22 protein-coding genes are annotated in these 22,833 nt (G+C 45.3%); 14 read left to right on the top strand and 8 right to left on the bottom strand.

What is annotated here, in order from left to right; all coding sequences use genetic code 11:
* The first annotated feature begins 7 nt into the window (after window positions 1–7).
* From HYN59_RS05230 to HYN59_RS05215, 4 genes are all read left to right on the top strand, one after another.
* Window positions 8–433: a PIN domain-containing protein gene (locus tag HYN59_RS05230; RefSeq protein ID WP_108777262.1), complete on the top strand. Its 426-nt coding sequence runs from the start codon at window positions 8–10 to the stop codon at window positions 431–433.
* Window positions 434–505: 72 nt separating this feature from the next.
* Window positions 506–2,101, top strand: coding sequence for a bifunctional GNAT family N-acetyltransferase/carbon-nitrogen hydrolase family protein (locus HYN59_RS05225; RefSeq protein WP_108777261.1), 1,596 nt, complete (start codon window positions 506–508; stop codon window positions 2,099–2,101).
* Window positions 2,098–2,451, top strand: a complete 354-nt coding sequence (locus tag HYN59_RS05220) for a DNA gyrase inhibitor YacG (protein ID WP_108777260.1) — start codon at window positions 2,098–2,100, stop codon at window positions 2,449–2,451. Before HYN59_RS05225 ends, HYN59_RS05220 begins: the two co-directional genes overlap by 4 nt.
* Entirely contained in the window at window positions 2,451–3,242 is a 792-nt protein-coding gene (locus tag HYN59_RS05215; protein WP_181369512.1) for an SDR family oxidoreductase, read from the top strand. The genes HYN59_RS05220 and HYN59_RS05215 overlap by 1 nt, the downstream gene beginning before the upstream one ends.
* Here the strand turns inward: HYN59_RS05215 and HYN59_RS05210 are convergent.
* Complete coding sequence (locus tag HYN59_RS05210) at window positions 3,239–3,901, bottom strand: response regulator (protein WP_181369511.1); 663 nt, start codon at window positions 3,899–3,901, stop codon at window positions 3,239–3,241. The genes HYN59_RS05215 and HYN59_RS05210 overlap by 4 nt on opposite strands.
* A gap of 194 nt (window positions 3,902–4,095) precedes the next feature.
* Window positions 4,096–6,156, bottom strand: a complete 2,061-nt coding sequence (locus tag HYN59_RS05205) for a M13 family metallopeptidase (RefSeq protein ID WP_108777257.1) — start codon at window positions 6,154–6,156, stop codon at window positions 4,096–4,098.
* 163 nt (window positions 6,157–6,319) lie between these two features.
* Between HYN59_RS05205 and HYN59_RS05200 the strand changes: the two genes are divergently transcribed.
* The 4 genes from HYN59_RS05200 to HYN59_RS05185 all read left to right on the top strand — a co-directional run bounded on the left by HYN59_RS05200 (window position 6,320) and on the right by HYN59_RS05185 (window position 9,662).
* On the top strand, window positions 6,320–7,012 hold the full coding sequence (locus HYN59_RS05200; protein WP_108777256.1) for an SCO family protein: 693 nt from the start codon (window positions 6,320–6,322) through the stop codon (window positions 7,010–7,012).
* 168 nt (window positions 7,013–7,180) lie between these two features.
* Window positions 7,181–7,417 (top strand): FeoA family protein, encoded by a 237-nt coding sequence (locus HYN59_RS05195; RefSeq protein ID WP_108777255.1) that lies wholly within the window; start codon window positions 7,181–7,183, stop codon window positions 7,415–7,417.
* A gap of 3 nt (window positions 7,418–7,420) precedes the next feature.
* Window positions 7,421–9,523: a ferrous iron transport protein B gene (gene feoB, locus HYN59_RS05190; protein ID WP_108777254.1), complete on the top strand. Its 2,103-nt coding sequence runs from the start codon at window positions 7,421–7,423 to the stop codon at window positions 9,521–9,523.
* A gap of 1 nt (window position 9,524) precedes the next feature.
* Complete coding sequence (locus HYN59_RS05185) at window positions 9,525–9,662, top strand: FeoB-associated Cys-rich membrane protein (protein ID WP_425433069.1); 138 nt, start codon at window positions 9,525–9,527, stop codon at window positions 9,660–9,662.
* 5 nt (window positions 9,663–9,667) lie between these two features.
* Here HYN59_RS05185 and HYN59_RS05180 read toward each other — a convergent pair whose 3' ends face one another.
* The 4 genes from HYN59_RS05180 to HYN59_RS05165 all read right to left on the bottom strand — a co-directional run bounded on the left by HYN59_RS05180 (window position 9,668) and on the right by HYN59_RS05165 (window position 13,896).
* Complete coding sequence (locus HYN59_RS05180) at window positions 9,668–10,900, bottom strand: RNA polymerase sigma factor (RefSeq protein WP_108777253.1); 1,233 nt, start codon at window positions 10,898–10,900, stop codon at window positions 9,668–9,670.
* On the bottom strand, window positions 10,887–11,243 hold the full coding sequence (locus HYN59_RS05175; protein ID WP_108777252.1) for a YciI family protein: 357 nt from the start codon (window positions 11,241–11,243) through the stop codon (window positions 10,887–10,889). The genes HYN59_RS05180 and HYN59_RS05175 overlap by 14 nt, the downstream gene beginning before the upstream one ends.
* 106 nt (window positions 11,244–11,349) lie before the next feature.
* On the bottom strand, window positions 11,350–13,242 hold the full coding sequence (locus HYN59_RS05170) for an Nramp family divalent metal transporter (RefSeq protein WP_108777251.1): 1,893 nt from the start codon (window positions 13,240–13,242) through the stop codon (window positions 11,350–11,352).
* Entirely contained in the window at window positions 13,243–13,896 is a 654-nt protein-coding gene (locus HYN59_RS05165; protein WP_108777250.1) for a metal-dependent transcriptional regulator, read from the bottom strand.
* Between the two features lie 94 nt (window positions 13,897–13,990).
* On the opposite strand from HYN59_RS05165, the gene HYN59_RS05160 reads away from it, so the two are divergent.
* The 6 genes from HYN59_RS05160 (at window position 13,991) to HYN59_RS05125 (ending at window position 19,482) form a co-directional block, all read left to right on the top strand.
* Window positions 13,991–15,139, top strand: coding sequence for a lycopene cyclase family protein (locus HYN59_RS05160; protein WP_108777249.1), 1,149 nt, complete (start codon window positions 13,991–13,993; stop codon window positions 15,137–15,139).
* Between the two features lie 72 nt (window positions 15,140–15,211).
* On the top strand, window positions 15,212–15,622 hold the full coding sequence (locus HYN59_RS05155) for a BrxA/BrxB family bacilliredoxin (protein WP_108777248.1): 411 nt from the start codon (window positions 15,212–15,214) through the stop codon (window positions 15,620–15,622).
* A gap of 332 nt (window positions 15,623–15,954) precedes the next feature.
* Entirely contained in the window at window positions 15,955–16,689 is a 735-nt protein-coding gene (locus HYN59_RS05150; protein WP_108777247.1) for a lysophospholipid acyltransferase family protein, read from the top strand.
* Window positions 16,690–16,695: 6 nt separating this feature from the next.
* Window positions 16,696–17,691, top strand: coding sequence for an acyl-ACP desaturase (locus tag HYN59_RS05145; protein ID WP_108777246.1), 996 nt, complete (start codon window positions 16,696–16,698; stop codon window positions 17,689–17,691).
* A gap of 534 nt (window positions 17,692–18,225) precedes the next feature.
* Entirely contained in the window at window positions 18,226–18,873 is a 648-nt protein-coding gene (locus tag HYN59_RS05135) for an HD domain-containing protein (RefSeq protein WP_108777244.1), read from the top strand.
* A gap of 300 nt (window positions 18,874–19,173) precedes the next feature.
* Window positions 19,174–19,482, top strand: coding sequence for a GIY-YIG nuclease family protein (locus HYN59_RS05125; RefSeq protein ID WP_108777242.1), 309 nt, complete (start codon window positions 19,174–19,176; stop codon window positions 19,480–19,482).
* A 125-nt stretch (window positions 19,483–19,607) separates the two neighbouring features.
* Here the strand turns inward: HYN59_RS05125 and HYN59_RS05120 are convergent, their stop codons facing one another.
* Both HYN59_RS05120 and HYN59_RS05115 read right to left on the bottom strand, forming a co-directional pair.
* Window positions 19,608–20,897, bottom strand: coding sequence for a hypothetical protein (locus HYN59_RS05120; protein ID WP_108777241.1), 1,290 nt, complete (start codon window positions 20,895–20,897; stop codon window positions 19,608–19,610).
* A gap of 160 nt (window positions 20,898–21,057) precedes the next feature.
* Window positions 21,058–22,548, bottom strand: coding sequence for a hypothetical protein (locus tag HYN59_RS05115; protein ID WP_108777240.1), 1,491 nt, complete (start codon window positions 22,546–22,548; stop codon window positions 21,058–21,060).
* Between the last annotated feature and the right edge of the window lie 285 nt (window positions 22,549–22,833).

Raw genomic sequence — 22,833 nt, 5'->3', positions numbered from 1 at the left:
ATTTTATATGGACAAATATATTCTTGTTGACACCGGATATTGGTTTGGGCTATTAGATCCTAGCGATTCTTATCATCAACAAGCTCAAGAGGTTGCTGAAATAATCTCAGATTACACTCTTATAATCCCTTTCCCTACTTTATATGAAGTACTTAATTCAAGTTTTATAAAGAATAAAGCAGCATTAGAAAATTTAGAAAACTTAATCAAATCAGAAAAGACAGCATTAATATACGATGAGAGTTATAGAGATAATGCTCTTCATAATGTATATCAGGTTCATAAATCTCCTATTCCTAAAGTTGCCTTAGTCGATTCAATTATTAGAGAAATTTTAAAAGATATAAATATTAAAGTTGATGGATTAGTTACATTTAATGTAAAAGACTTTAAGGACCTCTGCGATATTAGGAATATTAGCATAATACCTTAAGACATACATAAACCCTCATACAAACGTTTGCAAACGGAAAGTTTTCCCTATCTTTACAAAAATGACTTTCTAATGCAAACAGAAATTTCCAAAGTAGAGCTTCGTAACCTTCGTATAGAGGATTATAAAGAACTCCGCATGACCATGCAGCACGCCTACAAGCCTGCCGATATGGAAATGGAACAGCCCTACTGGGACGAAAAGGACATCAAGCGCCTGCTGAAGATATTCCCCGAGGGACAGTTAGTGGTACTGGTCGACGGTAAAGTGGTGGGCTCTGCGCTTTCGCTTATTGTTGACCATAAGAAGGCCACGATGAACCATACCTACGAAAAGATCACGGGCAACTATTCTTTCAACACCCATGACTATGAGGGCGAAGTGCTGTATGGCATCGACGTGTTCATCGACCCAGCCTATCGCGGGCTGCGCCTGGGGCGCAGGCTGTATGATGCCCGTAAGGAACTGTGCGAACAGCTGAACCTGCGCTCCATCATCTTTGCAGGGAGGATGCCAATGTTCAATGAATATGCCAGTGAGCTTACCCCAAAGGAATATATCGAAAAGGTACGCCTGAAAGAGATACACGACCCGGTGCTGGCCTTTCAGCTGAGCAACGATTTCCACGTTATAAAAGTAATGCGCAACTACCTTGAGGGCGACAAGAACTCGCAGGATTATGCCGTACTGATGGAATGGAATAATATCTACTACGAAAAAGACCCTGTGCTCATCAATACCCGTAAGAGCGTTATCCGCCTCGGGCTGGTGCAGTGGCAGATGCGACCGCTGGCGAATGTGGAGGCATTGTTCGAGCAGGCAGAGTTCTTTATCGATGCCGTGTCGGGCTACGGGAGCGACTTTGCCTTATTCCCTGAATTGTTCGTAGCGCCGCTGATGGCCGATTTCAACCACCTCAGCGAAGCGGATGCCATCCGGGAAATCGCAAGGTATTGCGAGCCTATCCGCAAACGGTTCCAGGAAATGGCAATATCCTACAATATCAATATCATTACAGGAAGCATGCCCATGGTTGAGGACGGCAACCTGTATAATGTCGGGTTTCTGTGCAAAAGGGATGGTACTTTCGAGATGTACACCAAAATACACATTACTCCCAACGAGGTGAACTACTGGGGTATGGTGGGCGGCAACGAGATAAAGACCTTTGATACCGACTGCGGAAAGATAGGCATTATGATATGCTATGATATAGAGTTCCCCGAACTGTCCAGACTCATGGCCGATGAAGGAATGGAGATACTCTTTGTACCCTTCCTTACCGATACGCAAAATGGCTATACGCGCGTAAAAAGCTGTGCACAGGCACGCGCCATAGAGAACGAATGCTATGTGGCTATAGCCGGGTGTGTGGGCAACCTGCCGGGCGTGAACAACATGGATATACAGTATGCCCAGACCGCAGTATTTACGCCTTCCGATTTTTCGTTCCCGTCAAATGGCATCAAGGCCGAGGCTACTCCGAATACCGAGATGACCATTATTGTGGATGTGGACCTCGACCTGCTGAAAGAGCTTCATGAGTTTGGAAGCGTGCGCATCCTGAAGGATCGCCGGGAAGACCTTTACAAAATAAAAAAACTGACCGCAGCCCAGCCAAAGCCGGAAGCCGGTGAAGTAAAACCAAAAACACGTTCGCGAAAATGACACGCACCTGTCCCGAATGCGGCGATGCCATTGTAGGCCGCGAAGACAAGAAATTCTGCAGCGACGGCTGCCGCAATGCCTGGAATAACAAGATCAATAAGGACAGCAATAATTTTATGCGCAACATCAACAACAAGCTGCGCAAGAACTACCGCATCCTGGCCGAACTGAATGTAGAAGGCAAGACAAAGACCACCCGCTCCAAAATGATGGCAATGGGTTTTGACTTTACCTACTTTACCAGCCTGCTGAACACTAAGACCGGCAATACCTATTTCTTTGTTTACGAACAGGGCTACATGCCGCTGGAGAACGATTATTTCATACTGGTGCGAAAAGATATATCCTGATGCAGAACATTTCTATACTCGGCTGCGGGTGGCTGGGGCTTCCGTTAGCAAAAAAATTGCTCAATAATTCTTTTACCATTAAAGGATCGACCACATCTGAAAATAAACTGGAAATTTTAAATAATGAAGGGATAACTCCTTTTCATATTTCGTTACACGAAAATGAGGTTGAAGGAGACATTGCCGGTTTTTTGGCTAATGCTGAAATTCTTATTATTGATGTGCCGCCCAAGGCAAAAAGCGGTGAAGATTTTGCGAAAAAGATACGTACGCTCCTTCCGTATATAGAGCAGTCGGGAACAGATAAAATCTTATTTATCAGTTCGACATCGGTTTATGCGGACGATGCAGCTGTTGTCACTGAAGATACTAGTCCGAATCCCGTTACGGATAGCGGGAAACAGTTGGTTGCGACAGAAAGACTTTTGCAGGAAAATAAAAGCTTTAAAACCACAGTGCTCCGTTTTGGGGGATTGATAGGCGAAGACCGGCACCCTGTTAAGCACCTTGCCGGAAGGGAGAACCTGCCCGATGGTGATGCGCCGGTTAACCTCGTGCATCGTGACGACTGCATTGGCAGCATCCTGAAAGTGATTGAAAGCAATGCCTGGGGAGAAACCTTTAATGTTGTTGCGCCACAGCACCCCACCCGGAAGGACTACTACACAAAAAAAGCAACCGAAGCAGGATTGCCGCTGCCCGGGTTTTTAGAAAAAGAGCGTGGAGGTAAAATTATAGACTCAACAAAAATTCAGGAACTAACAGGATTTACATTCACGGCGGGGATTTAAATATACCCCAGGTCCCGCGCTTTGGTGATCAGCTCTTCATCGCCGCCGGATACATCCAGCAGGCGCTTTATACGGTATTTCCTTTTCTCGATGGCGCTGTCCGATAAAGGTATGTACTTACCAAGGTTTTTGTTCTTAATGCCCTTAGCTAAAAACAAGATAATTTTTATATCGATGTCTTCCAGCAATATTTCGCTTTCCTGCCTCGCAATAAAATTTAAGACCGTTTTAGAAAAATAGGTACTGCCGTCAAGCACTGTCCTGAAACCGTCTATCAGTTCAGATGTCGTGCAGTCGCTTTTGTTGATGAAGCCTTCGGGTTTTATCTTTTCGAGTATCCGCCCCATGATATCTACTTCCTTGTGCATCGTCATCATGACGATCTTGCAGGAGGGCATGGTTTTTCGTACCAATAGCGCAATGTCTTCCCCGGTATACAGCCCCATTTCAGGGTAAGCAGGTATGCTGTAGTCCAGTACGGCGATGTCAAAAGAAGTATCTTTGTTTTGCTGAATCACCTGATAACCCGACCTGCAATCATACGCTTTTGCGAATTTTAGCTCATCAAAAGTTGTTTCAAAATATTTAAATATAGAATAATACCCTTCGAGGACCACAACATGGTCGTCAATACCAAGTACATGCAATTTTTTTCCCAAGCTACTACCTATTTATTTTGCGCATAACAAAATTATATTTTAAATTTTTAGCAAAATTACGGTTTTTCCGCAATTAACATATTCTTGGGAAACGTCTAAAGAAATAACGGTTTACTACAACTAAAATCATTGGATATAAACAAATAACCCACACCGTTTGCGGCATGGGTTATTTTATGATTTCTAAAAGCGAATTACCAAATCCTCACCCGCTTCTCAGGGGCCACATACATGCCATCCCCTTGTTTTATTCCGAAGGCATCATAGAACGCATCTACGTTTTGAAGAGGAACATAAGCCCTGTACATTCCCGGCGAATGCGGGTCGGTTTTCACCTGGTTCTTTATGGCTTCATCGCGCATTTTTGTCCTCCAAATGGTTGCCCATGAGATAAAGAACCTCTGTTCGGGCGTAAAGCCGTCTATCAGTCCCGGGTTGCCGTTTTTCTTAAGGTAGAGCAGTAAGCCATCATAAGCCGCGTTTACACCGCCAAGGTCGCCAATGTTCTCACCAAGGGTAAACTTGCCATCTACATAAATTCCCGGCAGCGGCTGCAGGGCGCTGTACTGGTCGGCCAGTGCACCGCCAAGGCCTGTAAATTGTGCCAGGTCTTCGTCGCTCCACCAGTTCACCAAGTTGCCATCGGCATTATAGCGTGAACCTGAATCATCAAATCCGTGCGATATCTCGTGGCCAATAACCGCGCCAATGCCTCCGTAGTTCACGGCTTCGTCGGCCCTGTAGTCGTAGAAAGGCGGCTGCAATATACCGGCAGGGAACACGATCTCATTGTTCGACGGGTTAAAGTAAGCGTTCACTATCTGTGGCGCCATGCCCCATTCGGTCTTGTCTACCGGCTTGCCGAGTTTCTCAAGGTCTTTTTGCCATCTCCAGCGCATTATATTTTTCATGTTATTGAAAAACGTACCGCCCTCGGCCGGGCTTTGCAATGTAAGCGCCGAATAATCTTTCCATTTGTCAGGGTAGCCGATCTTCACGGTAAGCTTGCGGAGTTTCTGTATCGCATTTTCACGTGTCGATTTTGCCATCCACGGCAGGCGGTTGATACGGTTCTCGTAGGCCAGCATTACGTTTTTGATCATACTTTCGGCTTTGGCCTTGGCTTCAGCAGGGAATTTCTTCTCCACATACAGCTTGCCCAATGCCTCGCCTACAGTGCCGTTTATGACCTGCAGCGCATTCTTGTCGCGTGTCTCTTCTTTAAGCGCGCCTTTCAGGGTCTTGCTGTAAAACTCCCAGTTGGCCGTTTCTATATCAGTTGTAAGGTAGCCGGCAGCCTTGTTAAGCAATGTCCATTTCATATAGGCTTTCCAGTCTTCTACTTTATTTTGTTTAAAAAGCTCCTGCAGGGCAGCCATATATTTGGGCTGCGAAACGATTATAGTATCGATATTTTTTATGCCAATACCGCTCAGGTAAGTATTCCAGTTGATGGCTGGCGTAATTTTTTCCAGTCCTTCCACAGCCATCGGGTTGTAGCTTTTCCTGCGGTCGCGGCGTTCTACCCTGTCCAGCCTTGGCTGTGCCATAGCGGTTTCGAGTGCGAGGATCTGTTTTGCGGCGGTTTTGGCATCGGCTTCTTTATAGCCAAGGTATTTCAGCATCCTGCCTACGTGTGCAACATATTTTTCGCGCTTTTCTTTTGAGTCGGCATCATCAGAAACATAGTAGTCCCTGTCGGGCAATCCGAGGCTTCCCGGGCTTACAGACACTACATTTTTATTGCTGTCTTTGGCATCTTCGTCAATATACACCCCAAAGAACCCTATGCCGCCTTCGGGCTCCATTTCTATAAGGAATGCCTGAAGGCTTTTCACATCCTTAATAGCATCTATTTTTTTAAGGTAGGGCTGCAATGGCTTAATGCCCTGCTTGTTCCTTGTAACCGTGTCCATAATGGTTTTGTACAGGTTGGCCGCCTTACCCTGGTCGGTATTCGACCCGAGCTTTTTATTGGCTGCGGCTTCTTTCAGTATCGCGAGTGCATCGTTATTGGTGTTTTCCCGCAGCTCGTCAAAGCTGCCCCAGCGTGTCTTGTCGCCCGGTATTTCAGTCTGGTCTACCCATGCGCCGTTCACGTAACGGAAGAAATCATCGGCAGGCTTCACTTTCTTATCCATATAAGAAAGGTTGATGCCCGGCTTCTGTTGTTTAGGGTTCTTTGTCTGCGCGGAGCCTGTATTCATAGTTAATAAAGCGGTAACAGCCAGGGCTGTATTTAAGTAGAATTTCATAGTTTATGTTTTGCTTGCATTACAAAAATATTAAGGATGCATGCAAATACCTTTCCGAAAAGTGTTAAATGTGGGTTTCCTCTTGATTTTTAATGTGGTATAATTGCGACAATGGCTGTTTAAATCCTGCGTTGTTTCGTAATTTTGCAAAAATTTACTCCCGATGCCCGGCTTTTTTAAAAAATATAGAATCTTTTTCATTGTCCTTGCTATCCTCTCGGCAATAATACTGACGCTTTTCTATACGGCGCTTAAGCCACGGAAAACGCTGAAAGTATACAACCCTGCCGATGTAAACCCCGAACTGGTAGACAGTACAGCGCAATATATTAAGCGCAATCACCGCATAGCTGATTTTGCTTTCACTAACCAAAACGGAAAGACCGTTACCCAAAAAGATTACGAAGGGAAAATTTATGTGGCCGATTTCTTCTTTACCACCTGCCCGAGCATCTGTGTGCCGATGGGCGAAAACATGTCGTGGCTCCAGGGCCAGGTAAAAGATATGCCCGATGTTATGCTGCTTTCGCACTCCGTAATGCCGGATACCGATACTGTGCCGGTACTGAAGGCTTATGCGAAAAAGAAAGGCGCCATCGACGGTAAATGGAACCTGGTTACGGGAAAGAAAGAAGACATTTACTACATTGCACGAAAATCCTACCTTGCCGCAAAGACCAATACTTCTGCCGAACTTTACGACATGGTACATACCGAGAATTTCGTACTGGTGGATAAAAAGGGCCGTATCCGCGGGTTTTATAATGGCACCCTTTTGGATGAAACACCCCCAAAAGGCGAAAAGAACGTAAAGCAACTGCTCGAAGACATTAAGTGGCTGCGGGAAAATGAATAGTTTTCCTGCCACGAATGCCCCTGGAGCCTGACTGCAAAAGGCCCCGGGCAATCTGATTCGCTTTGATACATGACCCTGCATCTTCCGGTCCTAAATAAATCATTGTAATTCGTTTGAAAAAGATATTTATTCGTAATTTTGCAATCTTAATTTATTCTAAATAAAGCGTTGAAAACAACTCTTGCCGGGCTCAAAAAAGGCCAGAAAGCCATTATCACCGATTTTGATATCGATGCTATCCCGCTTAAGCTCCTCGAAATGGGGTGCCTTCCCGGTAATATAGTGCAATTGTTACAGGTGGCTCCTATGGGCGACCCTATCTACATCAACGTGAATGACAGCCATGTGGCCATACGTATGGAAACTGCTGCCGAGATAGATGTTGAAATCCTAAAAGACTTCTAAACAGTGGCAGCACCAACCCTCAAAATCGCATTGATAGGCAACCCGAATACCGGCAAAACATCGGTATTCAACCACCTTACCGGTCTTAACCAGCAGGTGGGCAACTATCCCGGTATTACCGTAGAGCGGAAAACCGGCGTGTGCAAACTGCCCGATCATGTAAGGGGAACCGTAATGGACCTGCCGGGTACCTACAGCCTGAATGCCAGCTCCATTGATGAGAATGTGGTGATCGAGCTGCTGCTGAATAAGAACGATAAAGACTATCCCGATGTTGCCGTTGTGGTTACCGATGTAGAGAACCTGAAGCGCAACCTGCTCCTCTTTACCCAGATAAAAGACCTTGAGATCCCTACTATACTGGTCATTAATATGGCCGACAGGATGGAGAAGAAAGGCATTACCCTGGATATTCCCTACCTCGAAAGCCAGCTGAATACCAAAATAGCACTGGTAAGCTCGCGCAAGGGAACGGGCATTGAAAACCTGAAACGGCTTATTGTAGACTACCAAAGCCTGTCTACCGAGCCCTGCCTCCATGCCTCTACTATCGACCCTGACTATTTCAACAAGCTGCGCAAAGCCTTCCCCAGCCAGCTATTGTACAAGCTTTGGCTGGTGATCACGCAGGACGTGAATTTCGGTATCTCGGAGAAAAAAGAACTGCTGGGCACCTCATTCACCAAAACCCGTTCAGAACTGAAAAGGCTGCAGCAAAAAGAAACCATAAAGCGCTACCAGTTCATCAACGATGTGCTCAAGATCGGACAGGTTATCGATACAGCAAAGGCAAAAGACCTTCGTGCGCGCCTCGACAGGGTGCTTACGCATAAGGTGTTCGGGTACGTTATCTTCTTTGGCATACTTATGCTCATCTTCCAGTCTATCTTTTCCTGGTCGAGCGTACCAATGGACCTCATCGATGAAACCTTTGCAAGGCTTTCGGCATTTGCTCAGGAAAACATGGCCCCGGGCAAGCTCACCGAACTTATTGCGCAGGGCGTTATCCCCGGCATAGGCGGCGTGGTTATATTCATACCGCAGATAGCCTTCCTGTTCCTCTTCATTTCATTATTGGAAGAAAGCGGCTATATGAGCCGTGTGGTTTTCCTCATGGATAAGATAATGAAGCGCTTCGGGCTTAGCGGCAAAAGCGTAGTGCCCCTCATATCGGGTACGGCCTGTGCCATACCGGCCATCATGGCGGCACGCAACATAGAGAACTGGCGCGAAAGGCTTATCACGATATTAGTTACGCCATTTACCACCTGCTCAGCAAGGCTGCCGGTATATACCATACTCATTTCGCTCATTATTCCGCAAAAATACGTGTTGGGCATTTTCAACCTGCAGGGGCTTACCCTAATGGCGCTGTACCTGCTGGGCTTTACCGGTGCCATACTTTCGGCATGGATACTCAATAAGGTTCTCGACATAAAGCACAAAAGCTTTTTTGTCGCCGAAATGCCCAACTACAAGCTACCCCTCTTTAAGAATGTAGGGCTTAATGTACTGGAAAAAACAAAGGCTTTTGTTTATGGCGCCGGAAAAATCATCCTTGCGCTTTCCATCATCATCTGGTTCCTTGGCTCGCATGGGCCGGGCAATGACCTTGAAAATGCCGAATCGGTTGTAAAGCGTTGGGAATATAAGTCGTTTACCCAAAAAGAGTTTGACGATGCTGTGGCCTCTTACCGCCTGGAGCATTCCTATATCGGCATTATGGGTAAAACCATAGAGCCGGTTATCCGCCCGCTGGGGTACGACTGGAAGATAGGCGTTGCCATCGTGTCATCGTTCGCGGCGCGCGAAGTTTTTGTAGGCACGCTGGCCACGATTTATAATATTGGCAGCAGCGGCGAGGATGAAGTGACCATAAAGCAGCGTATGGAGTCGGAAATTAATCCTTTAACCGGTGAAAAGGTGTTTAATTTTGCTACCGGCATATCATTGCTGCTCTTCTACGCCTTTGCCATGCAGTGCATCAGTACGCTCGCAATAACCAAAAAGGAAACCAATTCCTGGAAATGGCCCATGATACAGTTGTTCGGGATGAGTACTTTTGCCTATGTTGTTTCGTTAATAACCTACCAAATGCTGAAGTAAAATGAAGATAGAATTCGACATCGATATCCAAAGCATCATCGCCTATATTATTGTGATCGCGGCGGCGGCTTTTTTGGCAAAGAAATTCTTTTTTAAAAAGAACAAGAAGGATGGCTGCGAGGATTGCGGATGCCATTGATAAGGTTACCCTTTTTGAAGCTGTACTAATTTTTTTTGCAGTGTTTGTTTTTCTGCCTTCACTTTCGTGATCCTGATTGCTTCTTTATAATGCCGGGCAGCATTATCTGCATTTACATCGCTATACAGGTAACCCAAAAGCGCGTGGTAGTGGCTGCTTTCCGGCAGGTTTAGCTTTTCGGCTTCGGTTATGGCCATTTCATTTCCATGCACCATCGCATAAGCAAATGTACGGTTCAATGCAGTGACCGGCGAGTATTCAATAATTACAAGCTCATTATATAATTGCAGTATAGGCTTCCATTTGTCTGTGGTTGCCGCGGTGGTATGCCAGTAAGCAATGCCTGCCTCCAGATGGTATTTCGAAATTTTGTCCCCTGTACAGGCATTTACCAGGAAATTATTTCCTTTATGTATCAGTTCGTTATCCCACAACGCCCTGTCCTGGTCTTCAAACAGGATGAGCTCACCCTCCTCGTTCATCCTTGCCTCAAGCCGCGAACTTTGAAAGCACATTAATGCCAGCAGCGCATTACTATCGGGCGAATCGGTGAGCGGGTTTTGGGTTAAAACAAGGGTTAGCCGCATCGCTTCGCAACATAGCTCCTTACGGACTGTACGGTTATTCGACCTGGAAAAATAACCTTCATTAAACAGGAGGTACAAAGTCTTTAATACAGTCTCCATTCGCTCCGCGACTTCTTTACCGGCTAAATCCTTAATCCGGAAATTATCATTACGGAGCCTTGACCTTGCGCGATGCAGGCGCTTTTTAATGGTTTCGGCCTTAGCCAGGAAAGCATCTGCAATTTCTTCGACACTAAAGCCGCATAATATCTGAAGGGCCAGTGCAATCTGGCTTTCGGGAGGATTTGCCGGATTGCAAACTGCAAATATCATGGCCAGCTGGCTGTCGGCAATTATCCTGTCGTCGACTTCAAAGGAGTTTTCCTCAAAGATTCCATCGGCTTTTAGCTCCCTGCTTACCTTATCGCGAAAAATGGTGTTGTGCCTGATGTGGTCCCGCGCTTTATTTTTTGCAACAGTATAGAGCCACGCAACAGGGTTATCGGGAATGCCATGCACGGCCCAGTATTCCGATGCCTTGAGGAATGTTTCGCCCGCTATATCTTCGGCAGTCTCTAAATACAGAAGGCCAAAATGACGGCACAAAACTGCCGTCATTTTGGCAAACTCCTGCCTGAACAGATGGGGTATCAGCTGGTTAGTCGTTGTCATCGGGTGCAATTACAGCCCTTACTTCAACCCTTCCGCCAAACTCAAATATAGGGCAGCCTTTTGCAATTTCAACCGCCTCGTCAATCGTATGGGATTTTATTATGGTATACCCGCTTATAAACTCCTTGATCTCTGTGTAGGGGCCGTCGGTCACCACATTGCCCGGCGCTACTACCTTGACATTGGCCGGAGAAAGCCTGTTTCCCCTGTCGACCATTTTGTTTTGTGCAGCAATGCCGGCCATCCAGTCCATCCATTTTGCGAATGCCTGCTGCATTTGCTCCGGCGATGGCCTTTGTGCCGGATCATCATTACTCCTGAAAATTAAAACGAAATCTTTCATGGTATAAATTTTAAGTTATGCCTCTATAACGAGCCGCATTTTAAAACGGGGACAAAACTGTGTAAATTTATTTTATTTTTCCAGAATGATGCTAAAGAAGCACAGATCAATCCTTAATGATCAGCAAGGGTATTTTAACCTTGTGCCGCACGGCATCTACTGTTGTACCGAAAATGATATCCTTTAGCCAGTTGTGCCCGTGGGCTCCAAGAATAAGGATATCAAAAGTACCGTCATCATTAATGATTTGCGGTATCTGCTTTTTCGGGCTGCCGAAGCTGAGCCTTATAGCCACACTGTAGCCCTGTTCGCGCAGGCTGTCGCGGTAACGGGACAGGTACTCCATGTCGCTGCCCGTTTCATAATCTTCGGCCAGGTCGCCATGTATCATGGCGCCTACAGTTTCCACGATATGTATCAGGGTATAATGCGCCGTGTTGCCTCCAAGCTGTAACGCGCTGGAAATGGTACGCGTATCGGTCTTCGAAAAATCGAGGGCGACAGCGATATTGCTGTACACACGCTTTTCGGGAAGTTCATAGAGCATTACCTGGTCCATGTGCAGCCCCCGGGCTGACTTATCTTTTTCTTTCCTGACGAACGGCTCAAGGATGATGTACAGCAGCAGTCCGGCGGCGGCCAATGCCAAAGGCACAACAAATACCCAAATATAAACAGGGTTTTGGGAAGTGGTAATCCAGGAATATATCTCATCATAAACCAATTTGGCATTGAGCGAAACAATAATGAGCGCTATTGCCCACGAGGCGATCTTAGTAATAGTACCGATAGCAAACTCCTTCATCTTTTTCTTATCGCTAACGAAATGAATGAGCGGTATAATAGCGAAGCCCAGCTGCAGGCTAAGCACCACCTGGCTGAACACCAGCAGCTCCCCGGTAGAATCTTCACCAAAATAGAATATGGTAAGGAAAGCAGGGACGATGGCGATGAGCCTTGTAACGATGCGCCGTACCCACGGCTGTATGCGCAGGTGAAGATAGCCCTCCATAACGATCTGACCGGCGAGGGTGCCCGTAATGGTAGAGCTTTGCCCGGCGGCGATAAGCGCGAGTGCAAAAAGTGGGGCCGCCCACCCGGAGCCAAGCATCGGTTCTAAAAGCTTGTGTGCATCTTGTATGTCGGCAACTTCATGGAACCCGTTGGTATAAAAGGTCGCGGCAGCCAATATAAGTATAGCGGCATTGACAAAGAAGGCCATGTTGAGCGCAATGACCGAATCTATAAAATTATAGCGTATCGCCTGTTTTATCCCCTTGAAAGTACGGTCGAACTTTCGGGTCTGCACCAGAGACGAATGGAGGTACAGGTTATGCGGCATTACGGTTGCGCCGATGATGCCTATAGCAATGTACAGCGCAGCGCTGTTGGGTATAGAAGGTATAAGTCCCTTAGCGGCTTCGGCCATATCAGGTTTTGCAAAGAACATTTCTACTAAAAATGAAAGGCCTATAATGGCAATAAGCCCGATGATAAAGGCCTCCATCTTTTTGATTCCTTTGTTCATGAGGAACAGCAGGAGGAAAGTATCGAGCATGGTAATGCTCACGCCCCAAAGCAGCGGCAGGTCGAATAATAATTTTAATCCTATCGCCATACCCAGTACTTCGGCAAGGTCGCAGGCGGCAATGGCAATTTCGGCCAGGCCGTATAACACTACGTTAATGCCCTTAGAGTAGGTTTCGCGCGAAGCCTGCGCCAGGTCCCTACGGCTGACAATACCCAAGCGGGCGCTAAGGCTTTGCAGGAGGAGCGCCATGATGTTGCTCATGAGCAATACCCACAGTAATGTATAGCCAAACTGGCTTCCGCCGGCAATATCGGTAGCCCAGTTGCCGGGGTCCATATAGCCGACGCTGATCATATAGGCCGGTCCGAAAAAGGCCAGTATCTTTTTCCACACCGAGGTATTCTGTCCTACGGCTACCGACTCATGTACTTCTTCCAGCGAATGGCTGTTGCTATTGGTGTGCTGCATTTATACGGTTTTTACAAAAAGGTTGGCGGCAATTTTATTAGATACAGTGACTTCCTTATCGCCCAGGCGAAGGGTAAGCGACATGTCGAAATCTTCCTTGCTTATGATCTCTATGGCAGAGCCGAGGGCGATTTGCTGCTTGTCGAGGTATTGCAGGAACGGCGGCGAGCTGTCCTTCACGCCCACGCATATCATTTTCCTGCCGATCGCCATTTCGGAGAGCAGCTTCTTATCGGTCTTGGCTATCTTGCCGTTGCGGTCGGGTATCGGGTCGCCATGCGGGTCTTCAGTAGGGAAATCGAGAAATTCGTCGAGCTTGTCCGTCAGCTTTTCACTTTTGATGTGTTCCAGCTGCTCGGCTACGTCGTGCACCTCATCCCATGAGAAATGAAGCTTTTCCACCAGAAAAACTTCCCACAGGCGGTGCTTGCGTACGATCATCAGGGCCATAAACTTTCCTTTATCCGTTAGTGCTACCCCCTGGTATTTTTTATAGATCACCAGTTCTTTATCGGCGAGTTTTTGCACCATATCGGTAACCGAAGACGGCTTGCTTTCCATCACATTGGCAATGGCATTGGTGGTAACACCTTTGTTGGCATTTTGCGAAAGATGGTAAATTACCTTAAGGTAGTTTTCTTCAGAATAGGTCATTACGGATAAATTATACACAAATATAAATTAATTTTTAGGTCAGTCTAAATAATTCAAATGCTAAAGTTCTGCCAAATGCGTATTTTTGGCTACTATGAAGCATTACGACTACATTTTTGCCGGGGCTGGGCTGGCTTCGCTGATGACGGTTTACAAAATGGCCATCAGCAGAAAGTTTACCGATGCTTCGGTTTTGCTTATCGATCCTGATAGCAAAAAAGATAATGATCGTACCTGGTGCTTTTGGCAGAAAGGCCCCGGCGCCTGGGATTCCATTATCTATAAAACATGGGACACCGCCCGCTTTGCCAACGACAAACGAAGTACTGAGCTTGACTTCTCAGGCTATAAATACAAAATGATTCGCGGTATAGACTTTTATAATTTTGTTTTTGATGAGTTGCGAAATCATCCCAACATTGAGTTTGCTAACAAGAGAGTTGTTGAGTTTGCCGATTCAGGAAGCAGGGTGACGGTGATGGCAGGCAGTGAAAGCTACACCTGCAACAGGCTTTTTAACAGCATTTATAACCCGGCGCTTCCTTTGTCGCAAAACAAATACCCTGTACTGCAGCAGCATTTCATTGGATGGCATGTGGCAACTGAAAAACCGGTGTTTGACCCACAGTGCCCCACGTTCATGGACTTCAGCGTTCTACAAAAAGGCAACACACGCTTTATGTATGCCCTTCCTTTGTCCGAAACCGAAGCTATTGTAGAGTACACGCTTTTCTCGAAAGACCTGCTTCCGCAAAAAGAATATGAAGATGCCATAAAAAGCTATCTTGATGACCTGGGCGCCATATCCTATAAGATCATCGACACGGAAAAAGGCAGCATCCCCATGACATGTTATCCTTTTTGGAAACGCAACACGAAGAATATCGTTCATATCGGGTCGGCCGGCGGGTGGACCAAAGCAAGTACGGGCTATACCTTCCGCAATGCCGACAAGCTATCGGACAGGCTTGTAGGCCATTTGCTTTCCGATGGACCGGACATGAGGAAGTTTCATAAGAAAAACCGATTTTGGTTTTACGACCTGTTGCTCCTTGATATACTGGCCGAAAAAAACCACAAGGGCGCGGCAATATTCTCGGCCATGTTCAGGTCCGGAAAGGCGGCGCCGGTATTCAAATTCCTTGATGAGGAAACGTCATTCATTGAAGAGCTGAAAGTGATATGGCAATGCCCGAAAGGCCTGTTTATCAAAGCCCTTTTTAAAAGGCTGTTCCGTCTGTAATAAAAAAAGTTGCTGTTATAAATTAGGCGGAAATTATATATCTTTGTACCGTAATTATTAATTAATTGAATTATGTATCCAGAAGAATTAGTAAGGCCAATGCGCGCAGAACTGTCTGACGCAGGCTTTGAAGAATTATATACAGCCGATGCGGTAAAAAATGCAATGTCTAAAGAAGGTACTACCCTTGTAGTAGTAAACTCGGTATGCGGCTGTGCAGCGCGCAATGCACGCCCGGGCGCTAAAATGAGCCTTGACGGCGCTAAAAAACCGGACCACCTTATCACGGTTTTCGCCGGTGTAGACAAAGAAGCGGTAGATGAGGCAAGGAGCCAGATGTTCCCTTTCCCGCCATCATCGCCAAGTATGGCCTTGTTCAAAAATGGCGAGTTGGTACATATGCTGGAGCGCCATCACATTGAGGGCCGCCCTGCAGAAATGATCGCAGAGAACCTGAAAGATGCTTACGAAGAATTTTGCTAAACAGCAATTTTAGATTTTATAGTAAACCACGCTTTAACGGCGTGGTTTTTTATTAGCAGTGAATTTGGAACGCGGATGACGCGGATGGGGCAGATTTTCACGGATTATCTCATAGCTCGTGAAAATTTACCCTGCCTTAAGGAAAGCCGGACTTGTAAATTGAATAAAACATATTATAGGTATTGAATATAAAATCTGCGGTCATCCGCGTCATCCGCGTTCCATTACTATCTATAAAAAAGTGATCTTCATCACATCGTTATGCCTGCATACTAAAACTTTTTCGTATTCCACAAAAAGGGCTTACTTTTACCGGAATTTTAACCCGATCAATGGAAAAGATATTATCCTATCCCTTATCCATATTATTTTACCTGGCATTTTTAATAATGCTGCTCATCTTCCATCCTATCCAGTGGATCTGCCTTAACGTATTCGGCTACCAGGCCCATAAAAAGAGCGTAGACCTGCTCAATGGCTGCCTGGTGCGTACCACACATATACTTGGCACAACTTACGATATACAGCACCTGGACCGCCTTCCGCAGGGTGCACCGCTCATACTTGTAGCCAACCACCAGAGCATGTACGACATACCGCCCATTATCTGGTTCATGCGCAAAGTACACCCTAAATTCATCAGCAAGAAAGAGTTAGGAAAAGGCATACCGAGCGTGTCCTACAATTTAAGGCACGGCGGCAGCGTTTTGATAGACCGTAAAGACCCTAAACAGGCGCTCCCTGCCATAAAACAGATAGCCGAATATATTGAGAAACACAAGCGTTCGGCAGTGATCTTTCCCGAAGGGACAAGAAGCAAGACCGGCGAGCCGAAGCGCTTTTCTGAAAACGGTCTTAAAATACTTTGTAAATACGCCCCTTCTGCGTATATTGTACCTATCAGCATCAACAATTCATGGAAGTTGGTGCGTTACGGGCAATTTCCGCTTGGATTGGGCAACCGTCTGACTTTTACGGTACAGGAACCTTTTGCTATTAAAGATATTCCTTTTGCTGAAGTGATGGAACGAACAGAGAATGCAGTAGTACAAGGAATAAAAAACTAAGATATTATGTCTACACACAATGTAAGGCTTGAGGTGATGCAATTGCTTGAAAAGGACATCAACACATTTGTTGACGACTACCTCATTCCCGTAGAAAAAATTTGGCAGCCTACCGATCTGCTGCCCGACCCGCAAAGCGAAAGCTTTTATGACGATGTTAAGGAGCTTCGCGAAATCGCTAAAGACCTCCCGTATGATTTTTGGGTGGTTATGGTTGGCGACACTATTACCGAAGAGGCGCTGCCCACTTATGAATCATGGCTGATGACCGTAGAAGGCGTCAACCAGGTAGATGAAGGCGGCAACGGATGGTCGAAATGGGTGCGCAGCTGGACCGGCGAAGAGAACCGCCATGGCGATGTGCTCAACAAATACCTTTACCTTTCGGGCCGCATCAATATGCGCGAAGTGGAAATGACCACACAGCACCTGATCAACGACGGTTTTGACATCGGTACCGACCGCGACCCCTACAAAAACTTTGTATATACCAGCTTCCAGGAGCTGGCCACCTACATATCGCACAACCGCGTATCGCAGCTGGCAAAAAAATATGGCGACAACAAACTCTCTAAGACCTGCCGCCTTATTGCGGGCGACGAGATGCGCCACCACATGGCCTATAGCGAGTTCATCAACCGTATTTTCCAGGTAGATCCAAGCGAAATGATGCTGGCCTTCCAGTACATGATGAAGCAAAAAATCGTTATGCCGGCGCACTTCCTGAGGGAATCAGGCCAGAAGATCGGCGAGGCATTTGAGCAGTTCTCCGATTCGGCACAACGCATTGGGGTATATACCGCGATGGATTATGTAGATATCCTGCGCAAGCTTATTGACAAATGGCAGATCGATAAAATAAATGGGCTGACCGCTGAAGCAGAAAAAGCGCGTGACTTCCTGATGAAGCTGCCGGACCGCATGGCACGCATCTCCGAAAGGCTTGTAATCCCTGAGGAATCGCACATCTTCAAATGGGTGACACCTGCATTGGTGAAATAATATAGGAGCCGCACACTGTTGCGGCTTTCTTTTTGCCGCGAATTAAAGAAGTAACAAATCGGATAATATTAAACCGAATAATCTTGTAAATGCGCTATACTTGTAAAATATGGGCTACAACCGTTGCCATTTCCCCATTGATTATATTAATTCTGATTCCTAATTTTTTCAACGGTAATGATTGGGTATTATATGCTATTACAATGTATTTATTCATAGTTATGTTTGGCGCAGTCTTATCGCTTCCGGCAATAGCAATTTTCTATTATCTAAATATTTACCTCAAAAAATACCTGAGTGGGGTTGCGAGGAAGATTATCTTAAGCATTTACACGTTTTTGAGCGTTTATTTTACATTTGTGCTCAGCGAATTCGATATTATCCCGTGGTGGTTTGCGATTTATAGTTTTATAATGACCGGAAGTTTATGGTTGTATGACAGACAATTAAAACCTGTGTCGGAATAATAAATATGAGTTAATAGATAAAATCTTTCTGATAATTAGTGTAATTTGTACCTGAAATAAATCCCCTATGACCAACCTGATAGACATCACTATAGCCTTTGTTAAAGCACAGCTTGCCCATGCCGAGGGCGGCCACGACTGGTTCCACATCGAGCGGGTGTATAACAATGCCATGAATATTGCCAAAGGCGAGGACTGCGACCTGCTGGTGGTGCAGTTGGGTGCGCTACTGCACGATATTGCCGACAGCAAGTTCCACGATGGGGATGAAACGGTTGGCCCAACTCTGGCATGGCGCTTTCTTTCGGCGCAGGGTGTGGCCGAAGATACTATCATACATGTGGTAAACATCATTGAGAATATTTCTTTCAAGGGCGGCAATTTCGAACGAAAATTCGATTCTATAGAGCTCGACATCGTACAGGATGCCGACAGGCTGGATGCATTAGGTGCGATAGGCATTGCGCGGGCGTTCAATTACGGCGGGTTCAAGAACCGCGGCATGTACGACCCAGCCATTGCACCCAACCTCGACATGGATAAAGAGGAATATAAAAATACTACCGCACCCACCATCAACCATTTTTACGAAAAGCTATTACTTCTAAAAGACAGGATGAATACCGCCACCGGAAAGAAAATTGCCGAAGGAAGACACCAGTATATGGAAGGCTTTTTGGAGCAGTTTTATGGAGAGTGGAAGGGGGAAAAGTAGTTTTCAATTTTCAGTCGCAGTCGCGGTTTTTGGCGCGTTGTGTCATTCTGACGAAGGAAGAATCTCCAGAGTCCACGTAAACGAGATTATTCACTCCGCAAACTCCGTTAAGACTGACAGAATGCTTTATTACCTACGTTGTGTCATTCTGACGAAGGAAGAATCTTTAAACAAACCAAAAGAGATTCTTCACTTCGCAAACTCCGTTCAGAATGACAGAACATTTTATTACCTACGTTGTGTCATTCTGACGGAAAAATCTCAAATTGTTCCTCATGAAATAAATCTTATATTTGATTCATGTATAAAACTTTAGGAACACATAATTACTATGTTTACATGCTTACTAATAAAGCAAAAACCGTTTTATACACCGGCGTTACCAATGAATTGAAAGAAAGGATTTATTATCACCGAAATCCGGAACCTTACTCTAAAGCTTTTACTGCAAAATATAAATGCTTTTATTTAGTTTATTTTGAACACTACCAGGATATAGAAATTGCAATTGACAGGGAAAAACAAATAAAAGGGTGGACCAGGGAAAAGAAAAATAAACTTATTGACGACTTCAATCCGGGATGGAAATTCCTGAATGATGAGATTTGAGATTCTTCACTCCGCAGGCTACGTTCAGAATGACAGAGGTCGGCTTTCATTCTGACGAAGGAAGAATCTTTAAACAAACCAAAAGAGATTCTTCACTTCGCAAACTCCGTTCAGAATGACAGCGTTTATTCATCTATTACCTTATTTGTCAACACCCATTTGCCCTTTTTGCCTTTATAGGTGCTTTCGCTGTAGCCCTTGCCTGTTTCGCCATTAACATTCGTGCGGTCCTGTACCTCTTTTGTTTGCGGTTCTGCTATGAAGCCTTTCAGCTTATACCTACTTCTAAAGGATAACCCGGCATTACCGGAGATACGGTTGCAGGTAATGGTCTTGGTTTTGGGGTCATATTCCGGTGTATCCCACACATCGGTGCCTTCTGCTGTGTTTTGAAGCTTTACCAGCTTTTTGGTCTTGCGATCAGCTAAAAATATAAGCGTTTCCAAATTGCCATGCACATCTGCACCGGTATAGATCACAAGGTCCTGGTCGCCGTCGTTATTAAAATCGGTTATCAAAAAACCGGGAAAGTATTCGTAATGTTCATGGCTAAACAGCTCGTCCAGAAATCCGGGAACAGTTACCGTTTCCTGGTAGGTAGTGATCGTGTTTTCATTTTCATCGCTGGTGGCAGTATACATTTTTAGTATTTCGTCCCCATCCTGTTCGAGCTTATAATGTATAACATCCATTTTGTCATAATCCTCATACCCCAGGCCCAAAGCCACATCAATCTCCTGCCGCGCCAACGCCCAGCGGTCTTTTTCACCCTTAAAATATTTCTCAAGCCAGCTCTGGTTATTACGTACCTCTACATGCATCTCCAGCGGGATAGCCATATAGCCTTCCAACCGGTACGTAGCTTCCCATGAGGATCCGAACACGCCTCCGGGCATTTCGCAATGAATGGTCTTTGTTGCTGCATCATAGTTGGCCGCAGGCCAGGAATCATCATCTTCATCCACAAATGCTTCGTTTTTCAGTGGAATTAAAGTACCCTTATCATCCTGCATGTAAATGTAATACCCCATAACACCATGCATATTGGTCATCGGCAGGAACATAAAGTCTTCAAGGCCATCTTCATTAAAGTCGGTAATAATGAATTGAGGTGTAATATATCCCTCATCGGCAGGGAATACCACATAAGATAATGTATCTACAACATACCATTTGTTTTGGAGGGACTGCTCCAATAGCACCACACCTTTGGGTACAACTGTAAGCCTGCACTTTGGATCGTTCTTGCCTTTCAGGGTAAATCCCTGATGGATCTTATCTTTACCAAGCCAACTGATACTGTCGTATTCTGCATCTTCCGGCCTTTCGTGTGCAATGAAATCAATATAGCGCTCCTGTGCAAAAAGCAGGCAGGGGAAGGCAATGAACATCAGTGCAAAAAACTTTTTCAGCATCGCTTTTGTATTTAGATCCTTATAAAGATATAGCAATTTCAACTGTAACATAACTACGTGCCGTGAAGTATTTTGCTAAAAACATTTCTTTCATCACTCATCAAACACAACACTACTGGAAACTGCGACTGCGACCTGCCTTTGGCAGGCAGGCTGAAAACTATCCCTTTACCATCTCCAATATCACATCATACACCGGCCTCTTACTTGCTTTTGCCAAAAGCCACGCCATAAAGCTCAGTACAAAAATATCTTCCTGCGCACCTTCTGCTTTTAGGCTGAGGATGCCTTTAGTAAAATCAGGGTGTTTGGCTATTTCGGGTTTCAGGAGGTAGCGCTCCACGATGAGGGCATAGTCCATCACGCGTTCCTCTTTTACATCAGAGAGGTACTTTTTGTAACGCCGCTTAAAGCTTTTCAGGCGGGAAAGCGCGAGTTCGGTATTCTCAAATTGTGCATGTGCCAGTATCTCCACAAGGCTTTTTTTGATGGCCCAATCCATTCCCATTTTCTTTTCGTACCAGGCATCGCTGTGGGCAAAAAGCTTCAGGTGCTTAAAGGCGGCTTTGTCATTTTGTTGCAGGCATATGATCACGGCACACATCCGCAGGTCGTTTACATCTACCGGGTCGGACTTTGCAGTAAGCGCTTTCAGGGCCTTTTCCACACGCTCCAATGCGGGCTGCCATGAGCCGGAGTAGTTATCATTCAGTGCCACAAGCAGCGAATAGCGCAGGACAAAACGGCTATGGTATTTCCCGGACTGCTTCTGCATTTGCGCATACATCGTATCAAGGTATGCCTTTGAATCGGTAAACCTTCGATTGCGGAAATGCATATTGGCCAACAGGTACAAAATATAAATGTGGTAATACAACTGCCCTTCTGCCTTGTCTTCTTTCGCGGCGATAAACGCGTAGCTCTTTTCGGTAAAAGGCTCCACAAGGCTGAAGTCGCTGTTCATGGAAGCATATTCATTGGCAATAAATAATATCTGGTACAGCGATTTGAAGGAAAGGATATCGTCTAATGAAATGCCCTGTGCCGCCATGGTGTCTTTTACAAGCGTACGAAAGTTGACCACCTTGCCTTTGTGGTAGATCTCGGCCAGTTCCCTTCGCAGCAATGCATAGCCCATGTTGAGCTTTTCTTCCTGTGCCATTTTTTTGCGGTTGGTATTGTATTTTTCGATCACATCTTCTAATGGTAAGCCGCTGTTGAAATGGGCATACTGCGCCTGCAGTTGGTAGATCTCATTTAGCAAACTGAAATGGTCGAGCTTGAGCGCTTTTGCTTCTGCTTTTGCCAGGCATTTATAAGCGGCTTTATACAATTTATGCTCAAAGAAAAGGCGGCTTACCACAATAAGGCGGAGCACCTCGTGGGGTTCGGAGGTGCCTTTTTCAAAAGCCCGATTGGCCATAAAATCGACCAGCGTATCATACAGCCTTTTACGGAGCGCATGGTAGGCATCGCTGTTTTTTTTGGTCTTTACAAATTTTTCCTGAATATTTATATCGTCAGTTTCTATAGAACGAAATAATTTTATGTTTTGCACATCATTCCGCTTGTTCCGCGACTGAAGATATCCTTTAAATGATTGTTTATCTTCTTCATTCATCAGGTTTATAATATCGGAAAGGCTATTCATTGCGATAGTTTTTAGTACTTTCTAAAATAACACGAAATTTTTAACTATTTAAATTTAAGTAAAATAAATATTTAACCACATAGGCACATAGCTTTAAAGAGGGATTATAAAACTCTATTGAAGTGACACAAAGCATGAAGCTTCGCTTCTCTATGTGTAAATATGTTTCCTTCAGCAACAATAAATCACTATGAAATCTATGTATCTATGTGGTTAACAAAAAAGTAGATGTGTATATGTTTATATCGTCAGTTTCTACATAAAATTGGTTTTTGCAGCTTTGGT

It is taken from the genome of Flavobacterium album (assembly GCF_003096035.1).
Classification (GTDB): domain Bacteria; phylum Bacteroidota; class Bacteroidia; order Flavobacteriales; family Flavobacteriaceae; genus Flavobacterium; species Flavobacterium album.
This window is presented reverse-complemented; position numbering and strand designations above follow the sequence as displayed.

Coding starts and splice junctions, on each gene's coding strand:
- HYN59_RS05230 (WP_108777262.1), top strand. CDS start 8: ATGGACAAATATATTCTTGTTGACACCGGATATTGGTTTGGGCTATTA.
- HYN59_RS05225 (WP_108777261.1), top strand. CDS start 506: ATGCAAACAGAAATTTCCAAAGTAGAGCTTCGTAACCTTCGTATAGAG.
- HYN59_RS05220 (WP_108777260.1), top strand. CDS start 2,098: ATGACACGCACCTGTCCCGAATGCGGCGATGCCATTGTAGGCCGCGAA.
- HYN59_RS05215 (WP_181369512.1), top strand. CDS start 2,451: ATGCAGAACATTTCTATACTCGGCTGCGGGTGGCTGGGGCTTCCGTTA.
- HYN59_RS05205 (WP_108777257.1), bottom strand. CDS start 6,156: ATGAAATTCTACTTAAATACAGCCCTGGCTGTTACCGCTTTATTAACT.
- HYN59_RS05200 (WP_108777256.1), top strand. CDS start 6,320: ATGCCCGGCTTTTTTAAAAAATATAGAATCTTTTTCATTGTCCTTGCT.
- HYN59_RS05185 (WP_425433069.1), top strand. CDS start 9,525: ATGAAGATAGAATTCGACATCGATATCCAAAGCATCATCGCCTATATT.
- HYN59_RS05180 (WP_108777253.1), bottom strand. CDS start 10,900: ATGACAACGACTAACCAGCTGATACCCCATCTGTTCAGGCAGGAGTTT.
- HYN59_RS05175 (WP_108777252.1), bottom strand. CDS start 11,243: ATGAAAGATTTCGTTTTAATTTTCAGGAGTAATGATGATCCGGCACAA.
- HYN59_RS05170 (WP_108777251.1), bottom strand. CDS start 13,242: ATGCAGCACACCAATAGCAACAGCCATTCGCTGGAAGAAGTACATGAG.
- HYN59_RS05165 (WP_108777250.1), bottom strand. CDS start 13,896: ATGACCTATTCTGAAGAAAACTACCTTAAGGTAATTTACCATCTTTCG.
- HYN59_RS05160 (WP_108777249.1), top strand. CDS start 13,991: ATGAAGCATTACGACTACATTTTTGCCGGGGCTGGGCTGGCTTCGCTG.
- HYN59_RS05155 (WP_108777248.1), top strand. CDS start 15,212: ATGTATCCAGAAGAATTAGTAAGGCCAATGCGCGCAGAACTGTCTGAC.
- HYN59_RS05150 (WP_108777247.1), top strand. CDS start 15,955: ATGGAAAAGATATTATCCTATCCCTTATCCATATTATTTTACCTGGCA.
- HYN59_RS05145 (WP_108777246.1), top strand. CDS start 16,696: ATGTCTACACACAATGTAAGGCTTGAGGTGATGCAATTGCTTGAAAAG.
- HYN59_RS05135 (WP_108777244.1), top strand. CDS start 18,226: ATGACCAACCTGATAGACATCACTATAGCCTTTGTTAAAGCACAGCTT.
- HYN59_RS05125 (WP_108777242.1), top strand. CDS start 19,174: ATGTATAAAACTTTAGGAACACATAATTACTATGTTTACATGCTTACT.
- HYN59_RS05120 (WP_108777241.1), bottom strand. CDS start 20,897: ATGCTGAAAAAGTTTTTTGCACTGATGTTCATTGCCTTCCCCTGCCTG.
- HYN59_RS05115 (WP_108777240.1), bottom strand. CDS start 22,548: ATGAATAGCCTTTCCGATATTATAAACCTGATGAATGAAGAAGATAAA.